General features: G+C 71.2%; 15 protein-coding genes and 1 riboswitch. Of the genes, 11 read left to right on the forward strand and 4 right to left on the reverse strand.

Going from position 1 to position 18,572, the window contains the following annotated elements; genetic code table 11:
- Nucleotides 1-78 precede the first annotated feature (78 nt).
- A complete protein-coding gene (locus tag EV376_RS14120; protein WP_130328652.1) occupies nt 79-1,074 on the reverse strand; it encodes a ribonucleotide-diphosphate reductase subunit beta in 996 nt (331 codons plus the stop codon).
- A gap of 47 nt (nt 1,075-1,121) precedes the next feature.
- Nucleotides 1,122-3,491, reverse strand: coding sequence for a ribonucleoside-diphosphate reductase subunit alpha (locus tag EV376_RS14125; RefSeq protein WP_130323433.1), 2,370 nt, complete (start codon nt 3,489-3,491; stop codon nt 1,122-1,124).
- A 127-nt stretch (nt 3,492-3,618) separates the two neighbouring features.
- Nucleotides 3,619-3,831, reverse strand: a riboswitch (cobalamin riboswitch).
- Nucleotides 3,832-3,964: 133 nt separating this feature from the next.
- Here EV376_RS14125 and EV376_RS14130 point away from each other — a divergent pair.
- From EV376_RS14130 to EV376_RS14150, 5 genes are all read left to right on the forward strand, one after another.
- A complete protein-coding gene (locus EV376_RS14130; protein WP_130323435.1) occupies nt 3,965-4,609 on the forward strand; it encodes an alpha/beta hydrolase in 645 nt (214 codons plus the stop codon).
- 132 nt (nt 4,610-4,741) lie between these two features.
- Nucleotides 4,742-5,902 (forward strand): hypothetical protein, encoded by a 1,161-nt coding sequence (locus EV376_RS14135; RefSeq protein WP_130323437.1) that lies wholly within the window; start codon nt 4,742-4,744, stop codon nt 5,900-5,902.
- Nucleotides 5,903-6,046: 144 nt separating this feature from the next.
- Entirely contained in the window at nt 6,047-6,571 is a 525-nt protein-coding gene (locus EV376_RS14140; protein ID WP_165438003.1) for a hypothetical protein, read from the forward strand.
- Nucleotides 6,572-6,666: 95 nt separating this feature from the next.
- Entirely contained in the window at nt 6,667-8,142 is a 1,476-nt protein-coding gene (locus EV376_RS14145) for a tetratricopeptide repeat protein (protein WP_130323441.1), read from the forward strand.
- A 193-nt stretch (nt 8,143-8,335) separates the two neighbouring features.
- Complete coding sequence (locus tag EV376_RS14150) at nt 8,336-8,896, forward strand: GNAT family N-acetyltransferase (RefSeq protein WP_130323443.1); 561 nt, start codon at nt 8,336-8,338, stop codon at nt 8,894-8,896.
- Nucleotides 8,897-8,975: 79 nt separating this feature from the next.
- On the opposite strand, the gene rph is transcribed toward EV376_RS14150, so the two are convergent.
- Nucleotides 8,976-11,573: a rifamycin-inactivating phosphotransferase gene (rph, locus tag EV376_RS14155; protein ID WP_130323445.1), complete on the reverse strand. Its 2,598-nt coding sequence runs from the start codon at nt 11,571-11,573 to the stop codon at nt 8,976-8,978.
- Between the two features lie 183 nt (nt 11,574-11,756).
- Nucleotides 11,757-12,371, reverse strand: coding sequence for a VOC family protein (locus EV376_RS14160; protein ID WP_165438004.1), 615 nt, complete (start codon nt 12,369-12,371; stop codon nt 11,757-11,759).
- A 122-nt stretch (nt 12,372-12,493) separates the two neighbouring features.
- Here EV376_RS14160 and EV376_RS14165 point away from each other — a divergent pair, with 122 nt between their 5' ends.
- The 6 genes from EV376_RS14165 (at nt 12,494) to EV376_RS14190 (ending at nt 18,547) form a co-directional block, all read left to right on the forward strand.
- Entirely contained in the window at nt 12,494-13,327 is an 834-nt protein-coding gene (locus EV376_RS14165; RefSeq protein ID WP_130323447.1) for an ATP-binding cassette domain-containing protein, read from the forward strand.
- Nucleotides 13,328-13,336: 9 nt separating this feature from the next.
- Nucleotides 13,337-14,098, forward strand: a complete 762-nt coding sequence (locus EV376_RS14170; RefSeq protein ID WP_130323449.1) for an ABC transporter permease — start codon at nt 13,337-13,339, stop codon at nt 14,096-14,098.
- A gap of 48 nt (nt 14,099-14,146) precedes the next feature.
- The gene (locus EV376_RS14175; RefSeq protein ID WP_130323451.1) at nt 14,147-14,917 is read left to right on the forward strand and encodes a MerR family transcriptional regulator; all 771 of its coding nucleotides are present in this window, start codon (nt 14,147-14,149) and stop codon (nt 14,915-14,917) included.
- Nucleotides 14,918-15,117: 200 nt separating this feature from the next.
- Nucleotides 15,118-16,656: a Re/Si-specific NAD(P)(+) transhydrogenase subunit alpha gene (locus tag EV376_RS14180; protein WP_486482622.1), complete on the forward strand. Its 1,539-nt coding sequence runs from the start codon at nt 15,118-15,120 to the stop codon at nt 16,654-16,656.
- 31 nt (nt 16,657-16,687) lie between these two features.
- Nucleotides 16,688-18,148 carry a Re/Si-specific NAD(P)(+) transhydrogenase subunit beta gene (gene pntB, locus EV376_RS14185; protein WP_130323455.1) on the forward strand — a complete coding sequence of 487 codons (1,461 nt, stop codon included), beginning with the start codon at nt 16,688-16,690 and terminating at the stop codon, nt 18,146-18,148.
- Nucleotides 18,149-18,205: 57 nt separating this feature from the next.
- Nucleotides 18,206-18,547 carry an MmcQ/YjbR family DNA-binding protein gene (locus tag EV376_RS14190; RefSeq protein WP_130323457.1) on the forward strand — a complete coding sequence of 114 codons (342 nt, stop codon included), beginning with the start codon at nt 18,206-18,208 and terminating at the stop codon, nt 18,545-18,547.
- Nucleotides 18,548-18,572 lie beyond the last annotated feature (25 nt).

Below are 18,572 nucleotides of genomic sequence, written 5' to 3' on the forward strand. Positions count from 1 at the left end.
AGCGCGAGTCGGTCGGCGGAGCGGGCCCGCCCGACGTGGATCGCGGCGATCCACCCCGGGACGGGCCCGGACCCGGGGTCAGAAGTCGTCGTCGAAGGTGACGCTTCCGGTGACGCCGACCTGGTACGCGGACACCCGTCGTTCGAAGAAGTTCGACAGCTCCTGCACGTCCTGCAGCTCCATGAACGCGAACGGGTTGCGGCTGCCGTACATCGGCTCGATGCCGAGTGTCGCCAGCCGCCGGTCGGCCACGTGCTGGAGGTATTCGCGCATGTCGGACAGCGACATCCCGGAGACACCCTGCTCGAGGAGGTCTTCGGCGAACTGGACCTCGCACTCGACCGCCTCGGCCAGCATGTCCCTGACCTGCTGTTCCATGCCGGCGTCGAACAGCTCCGGCTCCTCGTCGCGTACGGTGGCCACCACGTCGAAGGCGAACGCCATGTGCATCGATTCGTCGCGGAACACCCAGTTCGTGCCGGAGGCGAGCCCGTTGAGCAGGCCCCGGGAGCGCAGGAAGTAGACGTAGGCGAAGGCGCCGTAGAAGAACAGGCCCTCGATGCAGGCGGCGAAGCAGATCAGGTTGAGCAGGAACGCTCGGCGGTCCGCGCGGGTCGTCAGCTCGCGCAGCGCGAAGATGGAGTCGATCCACTTGAAGCAGAACTCGGCCTTGCGGGCGATCGAGGGGATGTTCTCCACGGCCGCGAACGCCGCGGACCGTTCCCGATCGTCGGGGACGTACGTGTCGAGCAGGTTCAGGTAGAACTGGACGTGCACGGCTTCCTCGAACAGCTGCCGGGACAGGTAGAGCCGGCCCTCGGGCGAGTTGACGTGCTGATAGAGGTTGAGCACGAGGTTGTTGGCGACGATGGTGTCGCCGGTGGCGAAGAACGCCACGAGCCGGGACACCAGGTGTCGCTCGGCGGGTGAGAGCTTGGCCAGGTCGGCGAGGTCGGAGTGCAGGTCGACCTCCTCCACCGTCCAGGTGTTCCGGATCGCGTCCTTGAACCGGTCGAAGAACCGCGGATACCGCATCGGTCGCAGGGTGAGGTCCAGGCCGGGGTCGAGCAGCATGCGCCGCTCGCCGGTGCTGGCGCTGGTACGGGGCTCGGGAACGGTGGTCACTGGCAGGCCTCGCAGCTCTCGGGGTTCTCCAGGGAGCAGGCCGGTGCCTCGTCGCCGGGGACGGCGGCGACCGGGGTGCCGGCGACGGTGGCCTGCTGGATGCGCGTCGCGGGGCGCGAGCGCAGGTAGTAGGTGGTCTTCAGCCCGGACTTCCAGGCGTACAGGTACATCGAGGACAGCTTGCCGATGGTGGGTGCGCTCAGGAACAGGTTCAGTGACTGCGACTGGTCCACGTACGGCGCCCGGTCGGCGGCGAGGTCGATCAGCGCCCGCTGCGGGAGTTCCCAGGCGGTGCGGAACAGTTCCCGTACGTCGGCGGGCAGGTCCGTGATGCCCTGCACCGAGCCGTCGGCGCGCTTGATCTGGTCCCGGATCTGCGGCGTCCACAGTCCGCGCGCCTTGAGGTCGCCGACCAGGTAGGTGTTGACCTGGAGGAACTCGCCGGACATGGTCTCGCGTTTGAACAGGTTGGAGACCTGCGGCTCGATGCACTCGTAGCAGCCGGCGATCGAGGCGATGGTGGCGGTCGGGGCGATCGCGACCAGCAGGGAGTTGCGTAGGCCGTGGGCGGCGATCGCGGCGCGCAGCGCGTGCCACCGCTCGCGCTGGGTGGGTTCCACGCCCCACAGGTCGGGGTGCAGCTCACCGCGGGCGGCGCGGGTCTCGGCGTACGCCGGATGGGGGCCGAACCGCTCGGCCAGGCCGGCCGAGGTCTCCAGCGCGGTCAGGAAGATCTCTTCCTGTACGCGGGTGGAGAGCTGTCTCGCCTCGGCCGAGTCGAACGGCAGGCGCAGGATGAAGAACGCGTCCTGCAGGCCCATCAGACCGAGCCCGACGGGGCGCCAGCGCGGGTTCGACGCCGCGGCCTGCGCCGCCGGGTAGTAGTTGGTGTCGATCACCCGGTCGAGGAACACGACCGCGGTGCGTACGGTCGCTCGCAGCTTCGCCCAGTCGACTCCGTCCGGAGTGACATGGGCACCGAGGTTGACCGAGCCGAGGTTGCACACCGACGTCTCGGTGTCGCTGTTCACCTCGAGGATCTCGGTGCACAGGTTGGACAGGTGGATCGTGTTGCCCGGTGCGGCGGTCTGGTTGGACAGCTGGTTCGACCGGTCCTTGAACGTCATCCACCCGTTGCCGGTCTGCGCCAGGGTGCGCATCATCCGCCCGTACAGGTCCCGGGCCCGGACCGTCCGCACCGCCTTCTTCTCCGCGACGCGGTAGGCGGCGTCGAACTCCTCGCCGTAGAGGTCGGGCAGGTGTGGCGCGTCGGACGGGTCGATCAGCGACCAGTCGCCGTCGGCCTCGACCCGGCGCATGAACTCGTCGGGGATCCAGTTGGCCAGGTTGAGGTTGTGCGTACGCCGGGACTCCTCGCCGGTGTTGTCCCGCAGTTCGAGGAACTCCTCGATGTCCGGGTGCCACGGCTCCAGGTAGACACACGCCGCCCCCTTGCGCCGGCCGCCCTGGTTGACCGCCGCCACGCCCGCGTCGAGGGTCTTCAGGAACGGCACGATGCCGTTCGAGCGGCCGTTCGTGCCGCGGATCAGCGCGCCCCGGCCACGGACCCGGGACCAGGCGATGCCGATGCCGCCGGAGAACTTCGACAACTTCGCGACCTGGTGGTACCGCTCGTAGATCGAGTCCAGCTCGTCACGGGGCGAGTCGACCAGGAAGCACGACGACATCTGCCGGTGCCGGGTGCCCGAGTTGAACAACGTCGGCGAGCTGGGCAGGTACGCCAGCGAGGACATCAGGCGGTAGAACTCGACCGCCTCGACCGCCGCCTCGGACAACCCGCAGGCGACCCGCAGCAGCCAGTACTGCGGTGTCTCCACCACCAGCCGGGACTCGGGATGGCGCAGCAGGTACCGGTCGGCGACGGTACGCAGCCCGAAGTACTCGAACCGGAGATCGCCGGCCGGGTCGACGGCGTCGTCGAGCTTGCGGGCGTTGCGGGCCACGAACGCGGCGGTGTCGTCGCCGATCAGTCCCAGGCCGTGGGCGTACCGGACGGACTGGCTGAAGCTCGCCACGCCCTGGCCGCGTACCTCCTTGTCCACGAACGCGGCCAACAACCGTGCCGCCAGCCTCGAATACTGCGGCTCCGCACCGATCAGCTCCGCCGCCGTCTGGATCGACAGCCTGTCCAGCTCGGCGGTGGTGGCCCCGTCGTACAGGCCGCTGATCGTCTTCGTGGCGACCCGTAGCGGGTCCACCTCGGCCAGGTCGACGGCCCAGCGCTCCACCGCCTTGACGATCTTGTTGACGTCCACCGGCTCGGTCTCGCCGCTGCGCTTTCGGACCCGCATCGTCTGCCGGCGCTGCTCCGGCCCGGACCCGGGTCTCTCCCGCACGACCGTCATGGCTCCTCCGTACCCTTCGACGAAGGTCGTCGGTGCGCGGGTGGACGCCACTGGGCGTGCGGCGGCTGGCCGCTCGTCCGGCTCTGGCGTCGGCCGTCCCGCGCGGCCGCCGACCGCCGCGCACCGGTCGGTACGCGGCGCGCTGGCAGGTCTTCGGACTCGCGGGCAGCACCGGACAGGCCGGTCGCCTACTGGCCGTCGCTTCCCAGGCCGTGCGGCCCAGTGCTTCATGACGGCGGTCGTTCCCACTCACCGCTGCGGGGCAGTCCCGGACTCACACCGGGTTCCCTCTTGCCTCGACCGCCGTCAGAGCGGCCGAACCAGCTGCGTGAGACACCATATATGCCGCTCCCGCCGAGGTGACAACACCAGATGTCGCGTCAGCGTGTCCGGGGCGATCGGGCGCCGCCGTGCGGGTGCCGCGGCGACACCGGTGCGGCCGGCTGTCGTACCGGTGTGTGAGGCTCCGGGGCATGGCGACTTTCGTTCTGATCCACGGCGGCGGGGGCAGCGCCTGGGACTGGCATCCGCTGGTCCCCGAGCTGGTCGGCCGCGGCCACGACGTGGTGGTGCCGGAGCTGCCGATCGAGGACCGGTCGGCGGGGTTCGCCGAGTTCTGCGAGACGGTCGTCGACGCGATCGGCGACCGGGGCGACCTGGTGGTCGTCGGGCACTCGTACGGCGCGTTCACCGCGCCACTGATCGCCGACCAGCTGCCGGTGCGGCTGCTCGTCCTGCTCACGCCGATGATCCCGCGGCCGGGGGAGAAGCCGGGGGACTGGTGGGACAACACCGGCTACCGCGGCGCGGAGGGGCTCAGCGAGGAGCAGCAGTTCTACAACGGCGTGCCGACCGGGATCGTCGCGGAGGCTGCGGCGCACGGCCGGGAGCAGGTCAGCGCCGAGGGGAACGAGCCGTGGCCCCTGGACGCCTGGCCGGACGTGCCGACGAAGGTGCTCATCGCTCGCGAGGACCAGTTCTTCCTGCCGGACTTCCAGCGTCGGGTGGCCGCCGACCGGCTCGGCGTCGCCCCCGACGAGATCGACGGTGGCCATTCCGTGGCGCTCAGCCAGCCGAGGCAGCTCGCCGACCGGCTGACCGCGTACCTGCTGCACTGACGGCGCTCGCAGCCCGTCGCGCCGCAGCCGGCGCGTCGCGGCACCCGCGGTGTCTCGCATGCTTGACCTTCGACCTGGCTGGGCCAACGTGGCTGGCGTGGACACCCTACGGTTGCGACCGGGGGTGGGCGGATGCGGCAGGCGCGCCGGCAACGGGTGGCACGGCGCCACGAAGCGTGGGCGCTGCAGTGGTCCCGAGCCGGCCGGCACCCGTGGGCGATCGATGCGGCCAACGAGGCGGTCGCGGTGCGGCGACCCGACGCCGAGCGGCACCCCGCGGCGATGGCCCGGGCCCTCGCCGTCCGGGCCGTGTGTCTGCACGTCCGGGGGCGCACGGCCGAGGCGACACGCGATGTCGACGAATGCCTGTCCCACTGCGGTCGGGCCTCCGGCGCCGCGGGCATGGCCGACGTCGCGGTCACCGCGTCGCTGCTCGATCAGGCCGGCCGCGCCGACCAGGCATCGGCGCTGGCCGAGCGGCTGGTCGCCGAGGTCAGGGCACTGCCGGCGCCGCGTCCGGCGGCACCGCTGCTGGTGTACGCCGAGCTTCTGCTGCGGCGTGGTCGGGCCGAGGAGGCCGTCGCTCCGCTACGCGAGGCGTACGCGGCGGCCGAGGGGACCCCGCGGCTCCGGGCGAGCGGCCTGCTGTTCGAGGCGCTCGCCGCCAGCGGACGCCACGAGGAGCTCAAGGAGCACGCGCATCGCGACCTGTGGTTGTTCGCCGTCAACGCCTGGGGAAGCGTCCCGGGTCGCCTGCGATACATCCACCTACTCGAACTGCTGCAACGCCACGACGTCGTCTCGCGCCGTCTCCCGCCCTTCCCGGCGGCGATCGCGCGCCAGCATCGGAAGCTACGCCGCCAGCGACGCCGACGGTGGCTTCTGGCGGTGGTCCTCGCGGTAGTGACCGGACGCCCGCGCGAGGTACCGGATGAGCCCCGAGCGGCTGCGCCGCCGAGCGCCGACCGCGCCGCCGCTCTCGCCCGCGCCGAGCGGGCCGAGGCCGACATCGAGCGGTACCGCGAGTCCGGCGACGCCCGTGCGTTGTCCGAGGCCTGGGGCGCGCTGGCCCAGGCGCGCTGGCAGGCCGGCGGCCAGCGCAGCGCTGCGCTGCGGGCACAGCGCACCGCGTTGGCGGAGGCCCGCCGGTGGGCCGCGGAAGACCCCGACGGAGCCCGGCCGGCACTGATCCTGCACCTGCGGCGGTTCGCGGACTACGCCGGCGTCGTCGGGCTGCGATCCGACGCGCAACTGGCCCGTGCGGAGGCCGATCACCTGGACCACCGCGCCTGATCCGACCGGATCTGCTCACCCACGCCTTCCTGCCAGCTGGTGCCCCCCGGTCGGCGGCCGGACAGATCGGCCGGATGCAGTACGCTTCCGGCCCGGTGACAAGGGGACGGGGGCAGGGTGGGCGCATCGGCGTGGAGCTGGCAGGTGCCGTATCAGCGGGATCTCGATGGCGCGTTGCAGCAGGCCCGCCGCGAGGCGTACGCCCGGGGCGCGTTCTATCGCAGCGAGCCGGACAGCCAGGCGCGTTCGATGAGTGAGGAGGACTACGTCGCGTGGGACCTCGCCGAGACCCGGAAGAGCATGGCCGACGTGTTCGGCGACGACGACTGGGAACCCGACGACACCATGTCCCGGGACGCCTGGCACGCTGCGCAGATCGAGGTGACCGGCCCCGATTCGCTGCTGGAGTCGCAGCCGTTCTCCGGCACCCACTCAATCATCGACATGACCGGGGTCTCGGCCACCTCGGCGCCGCACATGGTGGCACCGGTGCCGGCCGAGGAACTGGACGAGCTGTTCGGCAGCCGCCGACCGGCCACCACCGCGGTCGCCGAGGCGATCGAGAACGGCACCCTCACCGGCCTCGAGCGATGGTACGGCCGGTACGTGATCGGGTATGACGGCACCGTGCCGCACACCATTCACTTCGTGGGGTACAGCGGCGACTGACCTGGTGCGAACCGGCCGCGGACCCGCCAGGCGGAGCCTCGCCAGGGTTCCCGCGGGTACGCGAACACCGGTCGGCAGGCCCTAAACTGCGGCTCGTGACGACACCCCCCACCCCGGTCGAGGTGGCCTTCGCGCTGTTGCGGGAGGGCCGGATGGGCGACGCCGAGAACCTCATGACCCGCGAGCTGCAGGCCACCGTGGACCGGCACGGCCACGGCAGCCCGGAATGGGCCTCGGCCCAGTGCGATCTCGGCAACGTGCTGCTCAACGCGGATCAACTCGACCGGGCGGTCGAGTGCTACCGGCGCGCCGTCTCCGCCACGCCCCGTGATCAAGAGTCCCGCAAGGACCAGTTGACCTACCGGCTCAATCTGGGCCTGGCGCTGCGGATGGCCGGACGACTCGACGAGGCCGAGACCGAGTTGCGTCAGGGCGTCCAGGAGCGGCTCGCCTTCTACGGTCGGGAGCACGCCGGGTACGCGTTCGGCCTCGAACCGCTGGCGGATCTGCTGCGACAGCGTGGCGACGTGGCGGGTGCCCGGCAGGTCGTCGAGGAAGCGGTGGCCAACCTGTGGCGCAACGGGCACGAGCGGGTGGCCTCCGCGTTGGCGCTGCGAGCCGCGATCGTGCACGCCGGTGGCACCGGCGAGCCGCTCTTCGTGGGCCTGGACCAGCTGCCGGACGAGGTCGTCGAGCAGGTCGGGCAGGTCGTCACCCAGCTGCTGGACCACGACGGTCCAGCGTCCAAGCCCCTGCTCACCGCCCTGGTCGTCGCGCTGGAGGAGCGGCTCGGCATCGACCACCAGGCGACGCTCAACGCCCTGTCCGCGTTGGCGAACCTTGGCCGCGATCTCGGTGACCAGGCGGGGCGGGTCGATGCGATCGAGCGCGTGCTCGCCTCGTACGACCGGCAGGGCCGGCAGGAGGAGGCGCTGATGGCAGCGCTCGGCCTGGCGATGGCCCAGGACGAGGCCGGCGACACCGAGGCGGCGCTGGGCACGTACGCGTCGGCGTACGCGAGGGCCGAACGTATCGGCCGCCGGGATCTGCGCAGCCAGGTGCTGCGCAACTGGGGTCTCGCGCTGAAGGAGGCCGGCCAGGTGGGCCTGGCGGAGCAACGGCTGACCGAGGCGGTGAGCCAGGCGCGCCGCGGCGCCGACCCGGAGACGGTCGGGCGGGCCTGCGTCGCCCTCGGTCTGTTCCTCCAGCACGAGGCACGGTTGTCGGAGGCCCGCACGATCCTGGAGGAGGGCCTGGCCGTCCTGGATCCCGTCCACCCGGACGCGATCATGGGCCGCAGTCACCTCGGTGCGGTCCTGGAGGGCCGCACCTGTGGGTGCGGCGACATGGCGGGCACGGTCGCCGACGCGTTCCGGGAGTTCGTCATGACCAGGCTTCCCGCGGAGTTGCTCGACGATCTCCGCGTGGCGATCGTGGACGGCGACTTCAAGATCGAGGTCGGGCTGCGGCGAGAACCGACCGAGTCCGAGCTCGAGCGGCTCAACGACGTCATGCGGACCGCGCACGCCGAGTTCCGCCACCGGCTCGGCGAGCCCCGCTACGCCGGCTGACCGCCCGGCTGCCGGCGTGGCCCCGGTGTCCGCCGCGGCCGGCACGGCGACTGCGAGCCCGCCGTGGTGCGGCATCGCCGGACCGCCTGTCGGTGTGCCGCGGGACCGCGGCGCAGCGCACGCGCCGTGCCGGCCAGGCGGCGGCCGGATAATCGGACGTGTCGCCGTGGTGCATCGGTTAGCGTCCCAGCTCATGGAGAGCACCCACCGACGCACCGAACGCCTCGAGCTTCGCCCGGTGCGGGAGGAGGACGTCGACCGGATTCTGGAGTACCGCAACCTGCCGGAGGTCACCCGCTGGCTACTGCGTACCGAGGTCGACCCGACGTCTTTCCGGTCGGCGTGGCGGCGCGCGGCGGAGGACCCCGACGACCACAGCGTGGCGGTGCTCCTGGACGGCGTCGTGATCGGGACCGTCTCGCTGGAGGTGGTCGACGGGATGGGTCAGCCCGGCATGCCCCGGCGGACGGAGGCCCACCTCGGCTACATCTTCGACCCGGCGTACGGCGGCAACGGCTACGCGACCGAGGCGGTCACCGCGATGGTGGCGCACGCGTTCGACCGGCTGGGCGTCCGACGGATCACCGCCGGCTGCTTCGCCGACAACCTCGCCTCGGTGCGGCTCCTGGAGAAGATCGGCATGCGCCGTGAGCAGCACGGCGTCGGCGACTCCTGGCACGCCGAGCTGGGCTGGGTCGACGGCTACACGTACGCCCTGCTCGCCGAGGCATGGCGCCGCGGGACGACGCCCTAGGGTCGGCGACGTGCTGCGGCTGGAGCGCCTCGCCGGCGTTCCAGCCGACGGCGGGCGGGCCTTCCCGGCGAGTGGTCCGTCACGGCAGAATCTCGACGTACCCGTCGCTTCCGTGCACGCGGATCCGCTGCCCATCGGAGATCAGCCGGGTGGCATCCACCACGCTGACCACCGCCGGCAGGCCGTACTCCCGGGCGATCACCGCGCCGTGGGTCATCAATCCGCCGACCTCCGTCACCAGGCCCGCGATGCCGACGAAGAGGGGCGTCCAGCTCGGGTCCGTGTGGGCCGTGACGAGGATGTCACCCGGTGCGAGATCAGCCTGGGCCAGGTCCAGGATGACGCGGGCGCGCCCTTCGACGGTCCCGGCGGACACCGGCAGGCCGACCAGGGCCCCGGCCGGCACGTCGTCACGTCGGTACGCTCCGACGATGACCTCGCCATCCGATGTCAGCACCCGGGGCGGGGTGAGCGCGTGGTACGACCGGAACGCGTCCTTGCGTCGGCGGATCAGCTCGTCGTCGACCTGGTTCGTGCGCACCGCGTCGCGGAACTCCTGGAACGTGAGGTAGAAGGCGTCCTCCCGGACCGGGAGCACGCCGGCCTGCACGAGGCGCCCGGCCTCGTCGAGCAGGGCCTGCTTGTAGACGAAGTAGCGGCTGACGATGTCGTACTTCGGGTACTCCCGGTAGCCGATGAAGGTCCGGACCCGGTCGATCATCCGCTCGGTCTCGTCGGCCTTCCGCTCCCCGTCCGGTAGCGCCCGCAGGCGTTCGAGCACCTCCTGCGCCTTCTGTCGCGCCTCGTGCCGCCCCTGCTCGAAGCGCCGCTTCGCGGCGCCCGGCTCGAAGTTCCTGACGTTGTCGAGGATCACGGGCACGAGAGTGGCGGGGCGCTCGCGCCAACGCGGCCTCGTGATGTCGATCTCGCCGACGCAGCGCATGCCGTACCGGTCGAGGTAGGCCTCGATGGCGTCGCGCGCTTCGGTCCCGCCCGGGATCTTCGGCAGTTCGTCCAGGAAGTCGTCGTCCTCGACGCTCCGCAGGAACGCCACCACCTCCGGATGCGGGCGGATCGCGTCCGCGACGTCGAGCAGCGCCAGGCCCATCTCCGACGTGACGTTGCCGGGGGCGGACAGGGTGAGGGTGTCGGCCGCGTTCTTCTCGCCCAGCCAATCCCGCAGCCGGTCATTGAGCCACCAGGTGGCCTCCATCCCCGCCATGATCGCCTGCATGCTGGCCGGATCACTGAGGACCCGCTTGTGCTCCTGGATGGCCTCCAGCAGGAAGTCGAACAGCGCCGGCCCGGTCTTCGTCCGGATGTCGCGCCGCAGCGCGGCGATGGACGCCCGGCTGCGCTCGATCAGCTCGGTGACGATGGCCGGGTCGGTCTCGATCGGGGCGGTCGCACCGCCGACCGGCGGCCGGCCGGGACCGGCGTCCGGGAGCGTCGGGACGAAGTCCTGGCGGTCGAGGACGGTCTCCAGGGCGTCCCTGGTCAGCGGGTCGGACCTCCCCGCCATCTCCAGGAAGCCGGCGCGGCTCGCGGGCGCGGCCAGGTGCCGGGTGACGTCGACGAACAGCCTCCCGCCGGCCGCCTGCATCGGCGCCATGGCCGTCAGCTGCCACATGGAGAGCCCCAGTGGCTTCATGGGGTCGGTCATCATCTGCTGGTGACCGACGGAGAGGTAGACGTGGTTCTCCCGGTCGTCGGCCGCCGGGACGGGGAACAGGGTGGTGATCGGCCGGCTCTGGACGATCTGGAAGTCGTCGTCGACCAGACACCACTCGATGTCCTGCGGGCGGCCGAACTGCGCTTCGATCCGCCGCCCGAGCCGCACGAGCCGCACGACCTGCGCATCCGTCAGTGCCGGCTGCTCCTGCCGCGGCGGGTCGATCGCCACCTCCCGCGTCCCACCGGCCGGCAGGGCGTGAACGGCACGCCGCTTGGCGGCGACCGTCTTGGCGATGACCTCGCCGTCGCGCACCGTGAAGACGTCCGGGTTCACCCGGCCGGAGACCAGGGCCTCGCCGAGGCCGAAGCTGGCGTCCACGGTGGCGATCTTCCGGTTGCCCGTGACGGGGTCGGCGGTGAACAGGATGCCGGCCGCCTCCGGAAAGACCATCTGCTGCACGACCACGGCCATCTGGACCTTCCGGTGGTCGAAGCCGTTTCGCAGGCGGTAGATCACGGCCCGCTCGGTGAACAGCGACGCCCAGCACCGGCTGACGTGCCGCAGGATCGCCGCCGGCCCCACGACGTTCAGGTACGTGTCCTGCTGGCCCGCGAAGGAGGCCGTCGGCATGTCCTCCGCCGTCGCGCTGGACCGCACGGCGTAGGCGGCCTGCTCGCCGTACCGGGCGAGCGCGCGGGTGACCGCCGCCACCAGGTCGCCCGGGATGGGGAGCCCTTCGATGGTCCGGCGGATCTCCGCACTGAGCGTGCGGATCGCCGCCCGGTCGTCCGGGTCCAGGCGCGACAGCCGATCGAGCCGATCGTCGATCGACGGCGCCGCCAGCATGATCCGGCGGAAGGCGGCCGTCGTGACGCAGAAGCCGGGCGGCACCCGGATGCCATCGATCCGCGACAGCCCGCCCAGGTGCGCGGCCTTGCCGCCGACGACCGCGACCTGCGCCCCGTCGATCTCGTGCAGACCCAACACGTACCGCTCGGTCATCGGGACACCTCCCGAGCAGCGGTGCTCAGTTGCCCCAGCACCGGCTCGACGTCTCCGCGTCCCGCGTCGGTCGACCACAACACGCGCACGTCGCGCCCCCCGTGTCTTCGTCCGTTCCTGGTCCGGCCGACGATTCTGCAGCGCCACCCGGGTCTTGCGGCAAGCCCCCCGCTCCGCTATACGTTAGGAGTGGCAAGGAGTACATCTCCTTGCCTTACTTCTTGGCCCGTCCGCTTCCTGCTCGGGCCAACGTCCCTCAGACGAGGATTCCGGACAAGGTGGGTGCGTCGGCCACGGTGCGCCGGCACGGCTAGACGACGCAGAACTCGTTACCCTCCGGGTCCTGCAGCACCACGGCTCGTTACCCTCCGGGTCCTGCAGCACCACGGCGTAGAACTCCATGGCCGGCTCGTCCTTTGTCTGAAGGACGGTGGCGCCGGCCTTCGTCAACCGCTCCACCCTCGCGGTGACCCGCTGGGCACGAAGCGCCACCGGCACGTCGCGCCCACCGCCCACCTCCAGGTCGAGGTGCAACCGGTTCTTGCCGACCTTCGACTCCGGCACCTGTTGGAACCAGATCCGCGGCCCCCGTCCCGCCGGATCGACGATGGACTCCGGCAACTCCCCGGCGCCAGGAGGCAACTCCGCCTCGGGCACGCCCATGTCGGACCAGTAGGCCCGCCACGTCTCGTGGCCGTTCGGGGGCGGCTCGGGCACGTAGCCCAGAGCCTCCGCCCAGAAGGGGACCAGCCGGCGAGGGTCGGCGCAGTCGATCACCAGTTGCAGGGTCATCTCCATCCGCGGACCCTCTCCGACGGCTACGACAAGCAGGGCCGGGGGCCGGCGGGTCCGCCAGGAGGCGGAGAAACCGCACCGCCAGGCTTGACCTTGACGCAGCGTCAACCCCGCATGCTGGCGCCATGTCGACAGCTTCCCACCCGGACATCGAGCAGGCGCTCGGGCCGGTGATCCAGGTCCAGGGCCTGACGAAGTCGTACCACGAGCTGCACGTGCTGCGCGGTGTGGACTTCGACGTGGCGCGGGGCAGCATCTTCGCCCTGCTCGGCTCCAACGGAGCGGGCAAGACCACGATCGTACGGATCCTGTCCACCCTGCTCAGGGCGGACGCGGGGACGGCCAGCGTCAACGGCTTCGACGTCGTCCGGCAGGCCGCGAAGGTACGGGAGTCCATCAGCCTGACGGGGCAGTTCGCGGCCGTCGACGAGATCCTCACCGGGCGGGAGAACCTGGTGCTGGTCGCCCGGTTGCGGCACCTGCGGGATCCGGGCCGGATCGCCGACGACCTGCTGGCGCGCTTCGCGCTGACCGACGCGGCCGGCCGGAGGGTGTCGACCTACTCGGGTGGATTGCGGCGCCGCCTCGACATCGCGATGAGCCTCATCGGGAACCCGCCGGTGATCTTCCTCGACGAGCCGACGACCGGGCTCGACCCTCAGGCGCGTCTCGAGGTGTGGCAGGCCGTCCGGGAGCTGGCCCGGCAGGGCACGACCGTGCTGCTCACCACGCAGTACCTCGACGAGGCCGAACAGCTCGCCGACCGGATCGCGATCCTGCACCAGGGGCGCATCATCGCCGACGGCACCCTCCCCGAGCTCAAGCGGCTGCTCCCGCCCGCCAAGGTCGAGTACGTCGAGAAGCAGCCGAGTCTCGAGGACGTCTTCCTCGCCATCGTCGGCGACGAGAGCACCGGCAGCAGGGCAGGCGTCACCAACCCGCACCGCACCAACACGTGAGGACCTTCGATGACCAGGCACTTCTTCGGTGACACCGCTGTCCTGCTGGGGCGGTCCCTGCGCCACATCAGCCGCAGCCCGGACACCATCATCTCGACCGCGATCATGCCGATCGCGTTCCTGCTGCTGTTCGTCTACGTGTTCGGCGGCGCGATCCAGACCGGCACGGACAGCTACGTGAACTACCTGCTGCCCGGCATCCTGCTGATCACGGTCGCCTCGGGCATCTCCTACACCGCGTACCGGCTCTTCCTGGACCTGAAGGGCGGCATCTTCGAGCGGTTCCAGTCCATGCCGATCGCCCGTTCGTCCGTGCTGTGGGCGCACGTCCTGACGTCGCTGGTCGCCAACCTCGTCTCGCTCGTGGTGGTGGTCCTGGTCGCCCTCGTCATGGGCTTCCGCTCGGCGGCCGGCGTGCTGGACTGGTTCGCCGTCGCCGGCATCATGATGCTGTTCACGCTGGCCCTGACCTGGCTCGCCGTCATCCCGGGGCTGACCGCGAGGACGGTGGACGGAGCGAGCGCGTTCTCCTACCCGCTCATCTTCCTGCCGTTCGTCAGCTCGGCGTTCGTACCCACGCAGAGCATGCCCGGCCCCGTTCGCGCCTTCGCCGAGAACCAGCCGGTGACGTCGATCGTCAACACGATCCGCGGCTTGTTCGCCCAGCAGCAGGTCGGTGGCGACGTCTGGACCGCGCTCGCCTGGTGCGCCGGCCTCCTCGTCGTCGCGTACGGCATCGCCATGACGATCCACCGCCGCCGGGTCGGATGACCGGCCGGCCGCCGGATCGGTTGCCGATGCGTGGTGCAGGCTGAAGCCATGTTGACGATCGGACGGCTGGCGTCCTACGCCGGGGTGACCATCCGGGCGGTGCGGCACTACCACCAGATCGGCCTGCTCCAGGAGCCGGAGCGCGACGCCTCCGGCTACCGGAGGTACGACGCCGCCGCGGTCGTCCGACTCATCCGGATCCGTACCCTGGCCGAGGCCGGCGTCCCGTTGTCCCGGGTCCGCGAACTACTCGACGCCGACCCCAACACGTTCGCCGCCGCGACCGTCGAGATCGACCGGCAGCTGCGGGCGCGGATCCGCGCGCTGCAGGAGCACCGGCGGCGGATCGCGCGGCTGGGCTGCGGCGACTCCCTGGCGGTCCCCGAGGAGGTGGTCGACTACCTGAACCGTCTGCGTGCCATCGGAGCACCGACGGCGCTCGTCGAGGCCGAGCGCGACGGGTGGATCCTGCTGGCGGCGCGATGGCCGGAGGCGATCCCGGCGCTCATGGCCGACAAGGTGGCCCAGCTGTCCGACCCGAAGGTCGTCCGGCTCTACCAGCTCATCAGCCGGATCGCCGAGGACTGGACGGACGAAGAGCTGCTGCGCGAGACGGCCGACCTGATGATCGAGCTGTTCGAGCAGGCGGCGGCCAGCGGCGAGCTGGACCTGCAGGACGAGGTCCTGCCCGACGAGGCGTTCGTCAGCCTGATGGACTCGTTCGCCGATGCCGCCCACCCGGCCGTCGCGCGGTTGCGGGAGCTGATCGCCGATCGTGGTTGGACCGGGTGGACCCGGGTCGAGAAGCGCAAGCCCTGAGGCGGCCCTGACCAGACGTACTCGGCTGGCTCCCCTCCGCGGCGATGGTGGAGAAAGGCCGCACTGCCTATGGCAGATCGATGCAATGATCGACATCATGGAAGTCGCGGTCATCCTGCAACGGCGCCGGATGAGTCGGCAGCGCCTGACCGCCAAGACGCAGGGATCCGACGCCTGGCGGCGTCCTCGCGACGAAGGAGATGCAGGTGCTTGTCGGCGTTGTCAACGAGACGAGGCGCGGGGAGACCCGGGTGGCCGCGACGCCCACCACCGTGGCCCAGCTGCTGAAGCTGGGCTACCAGGTGGTGGTGGAACCGGCCGCCGGAGAGTCGTCGAGCTTCCCGGACGAGACCTACGTCTCCGCCGGCGCTTCCCTCGGGAACCCGCTCACCGCCGACGTCGTGTTCGGTGTGAACGCGCCGTCGGTGGAGCAGCTTGACGCGCTCCGGCCGGGAGCGACGTGGATCAGCCTGCTGGCCCCGGCCACCAGCCCCGAGCTGGTGGCGGAGCTGGCGCGTCGTCCGATCACCGCCCTCGCGATGGACGCGGTACCACGAATCTCCCGGGCGCAGTCGCTCGACGTGCTGTCGTCGATGGCGAACATCGCGGGGTACCGGGCCGTGGTCGAGGCGGCGCACGTCTTCGGCCGGTTCTTCACCGGGCAGGTCACCGCCGCCGGCAAGGTGCCGCCGGCGAGGGTGCTGGTGGCGGGTGCGGGCGTCGCCGGGCTGGCGGCGATCGGTGCCGCCGGCAGCCTGGGCGCGGTCGTCCGCGCCACCGACCCCCGCCCGGAGGTCGCCGACCAGGTGCGTTCGCTGGGCGGGGAGTACCTCGCGGTGGCGGCGCCGGACGTGGAGGTCTCGGCCACCGGGTACGCCAAGGAGATGTCGCAGGACTACAACGCCCGGGCCGCTGCCCTGTACGCGGAGCAGTGCCGGGACGTGGACATCGTCATCACCACGGCGCTGATCCCGGGGAAGCCGGCGCCCCTGCTCCTGACCAAGGAGATGGTGGCGAGCATGAAGCCGGGCAGCGTCATCGTCGACATGGCGGCGTCGAACGGCGGGAACGTGGAGGGCACGATCCCCGGTGAGGCGGTCGTCACCGAGAACGGCGTCACGATCCTGGGCTACACCGACCTCGCCGCTCGCCTGCCCGCCCAGGCCTCGCAGCTGTACGGCACCAACATCGTCAACCTGCTGAAGCTGCTCACGCCCGGCAAGGACGGCCAGCTCGTGCTCGACTTCGACGACGTGGTGCAGCGGTCGATGACGGTGGTCCGGGACGGCGAACTCACCTGGCCGCCACCGCCCGTGCAGGTCTCGGCGGCGCCGGCCGCCGTCGCGGCACCCGCGCCCGAAAAGCAGGCGAAGCAGCCGGTGCCGGCGTCGCGCCGCGTCGCGCTGGCGACGGCGGCCGGGGCAGTGCTGTTCCTGATCGCCGCTCTGGCGCCGCCGGCGCTGCTGGGCCACCTGACGGTGTTCGCGTTGGCGATCGTGATCGGCTACTACGTGATCGGTCACGTGCACCACGCGCTGCACACACCACTGATGTCGGTGACCAACGCGATCTCGGGGATCATCGTGGTCGGCGCGTTGCTGCAGATCGGTCACGGCGCGACGACGAACCAGGCCCTGATCACCGGGCTGGCATGCGCCGCGATCCTGCTGGCCAGCATCAACATCTTCGGCGGCTTCGCCGTCACCCGCCGCATGCTCACGATGTTCTCCCGCAGCTGAAGTCGCACCCGAGTCCTGGAGCTTCTACGACATGACCATCGAGACCGCGGCGCAATCCGCATACATCGTGGCGGCGCTGTTGTTCATCCTGGCGCTGGCCGGCCTGTCCAAGCACGAGACCGCCAAGGCGGGCAACGCCTTCGGCATGGCCGGCATGGCGCTGGCCCTGGTCGCCACCGTCGCGCTCGCCGTCGACAACGGCATCGGCGGCATCGGCGCGGCCCTGCTCGTCGGGGCCACCCTGATCGGTGCCGTCATCGGCCTGGACCGGGCCAGGCGGGTGGAGATGACCGGCATGCCCGAGCTGATCGCGCTGCTGCACTCCTTCGTCGGCCTCGCCGCCGTGCTCGTCGGCTGGAACGGCTACCTCCAGGTCGAAGGCGATCTCGGCGGCGCGGAGGCCAGCGCCCTGCGGGCCGAGGAGATGCTGGGGATCCACCATGCCGAGGTCGTCATCGGCGTCTTCATCGGGGCGGTCACCTTCACCGGGTCGGTTGTCGCCTTCGGGAAGCTGTCGGCCCGGATGAGGTCCGCCCCGCTGATGCTGCCCGGCAAGAACGCGCTCAACGTCGGCGCGCTGGCCGCGTTCGCGTCGCTCACCGTCTGGTTCGTCCTGGACCCGCAGTTCTGGCTGCTCGTCGTCGTCACCGCGATCGCGCTGGCACTGGGCTGGCACCTGGTCGCCTCGATCGGCGGGGGCGACATGCCGGTGGTGGTGTCGATGCTGAACAGCTACTCCGGCTGGGCCGCCGCCGCGTCCGGGTTCCTGCTGGAGAACAACCTGCTCATCATCACCGGCGCGCTGGTCGGCTCCTCCGGCGCCTACCTCTCCTACATCATGTGCCGGGCGATGAACCGGTCGTTCCTGTCCGTCATCGCCGGCGGCTTCGGTATCGAGAGCGCCGCCCCTGGGGAGGCGGCCCAGGGCGAGCACCGCGAGGTGACCGCCGAGCAGGTCGCCGAGATCCTCGCGGAGGCGGACTCGGTCGTCATCACGCCCGGCTACGGCATGGCGGTCGCCCAGGCGCAGCACGGCGTCGCCGAGCTCACCCGCCGGCTCCGCGAGCGCGGCGTCGAGGTCCGCTTCGGCATCCACCCGGTGGCGGGACGCCTTCCCGGCCACATGAACGTCCTGCTGGCCGAGGCGAAGGTCCCCTACGACATCGTCCTGGAGATGGACGAGATCAACGACGACTTCGCGCGGACCTCCGTCGTCCTGGTCATCGGCGCCAACGACACCGTCAACCCCGCTGCCGCCGAGGATCCCACCAGCCCCATCGCCGGAATGCCCGTCCTGAGCGTCTGGGAGGCCGGCCAGGTCGTGGTGTTCAAGCGCTCGCTGGCCACCGGCTACGCCGGTGTCCAGAACCCGCTCTTCTACCGGGACAACACAGCCATGCTGTTCGGGGACGCCAAGCAGCGCGTCGAGGACATCCTCGCGGCGCTGCCGACGCCCAGCACGACCCGCCCGGCCCTGACCACGGTCGGCTAGCCGGCGGCGGTCGGTTGCTCCACGACCGCTGTCGTACGGCACCGCTACGGTGCCGGCATGGTCACCGTCGCCGACGTCCGGGCACTGGCGCTCACCCTGCCCCGCACCACGGAGCACCTGATCCGCGACCGGGTGAAGTTCCGGGTCGGCGCGATCGTCTACGTGGCGTTCTCCCGTGACGAGACCACCATGGGTTTCGGCTTCCACAAGGAGGAACGTCCCGCCCTGGTCGCCGCCGAGCCGGAGCTGTTCTTCCTGCCCGGCGCGGCCGACCTGCGCTTCAACTGGGTCTGCTGCCACCTCGACCGCCTCGACCACGACCGCATGGTCGAGCTGGTGAGCGAGGCGTGGCGGATGGTGGTGCCGAAGTTCCTGGCCCGCCAGCGGTTGGGCGGCTGAGCGGGCCGGCACGCCCGGCCCCTCG

It is taken from the genome of Micromonospora sp. CNZ295 (genome assembly GCF_004217535.1).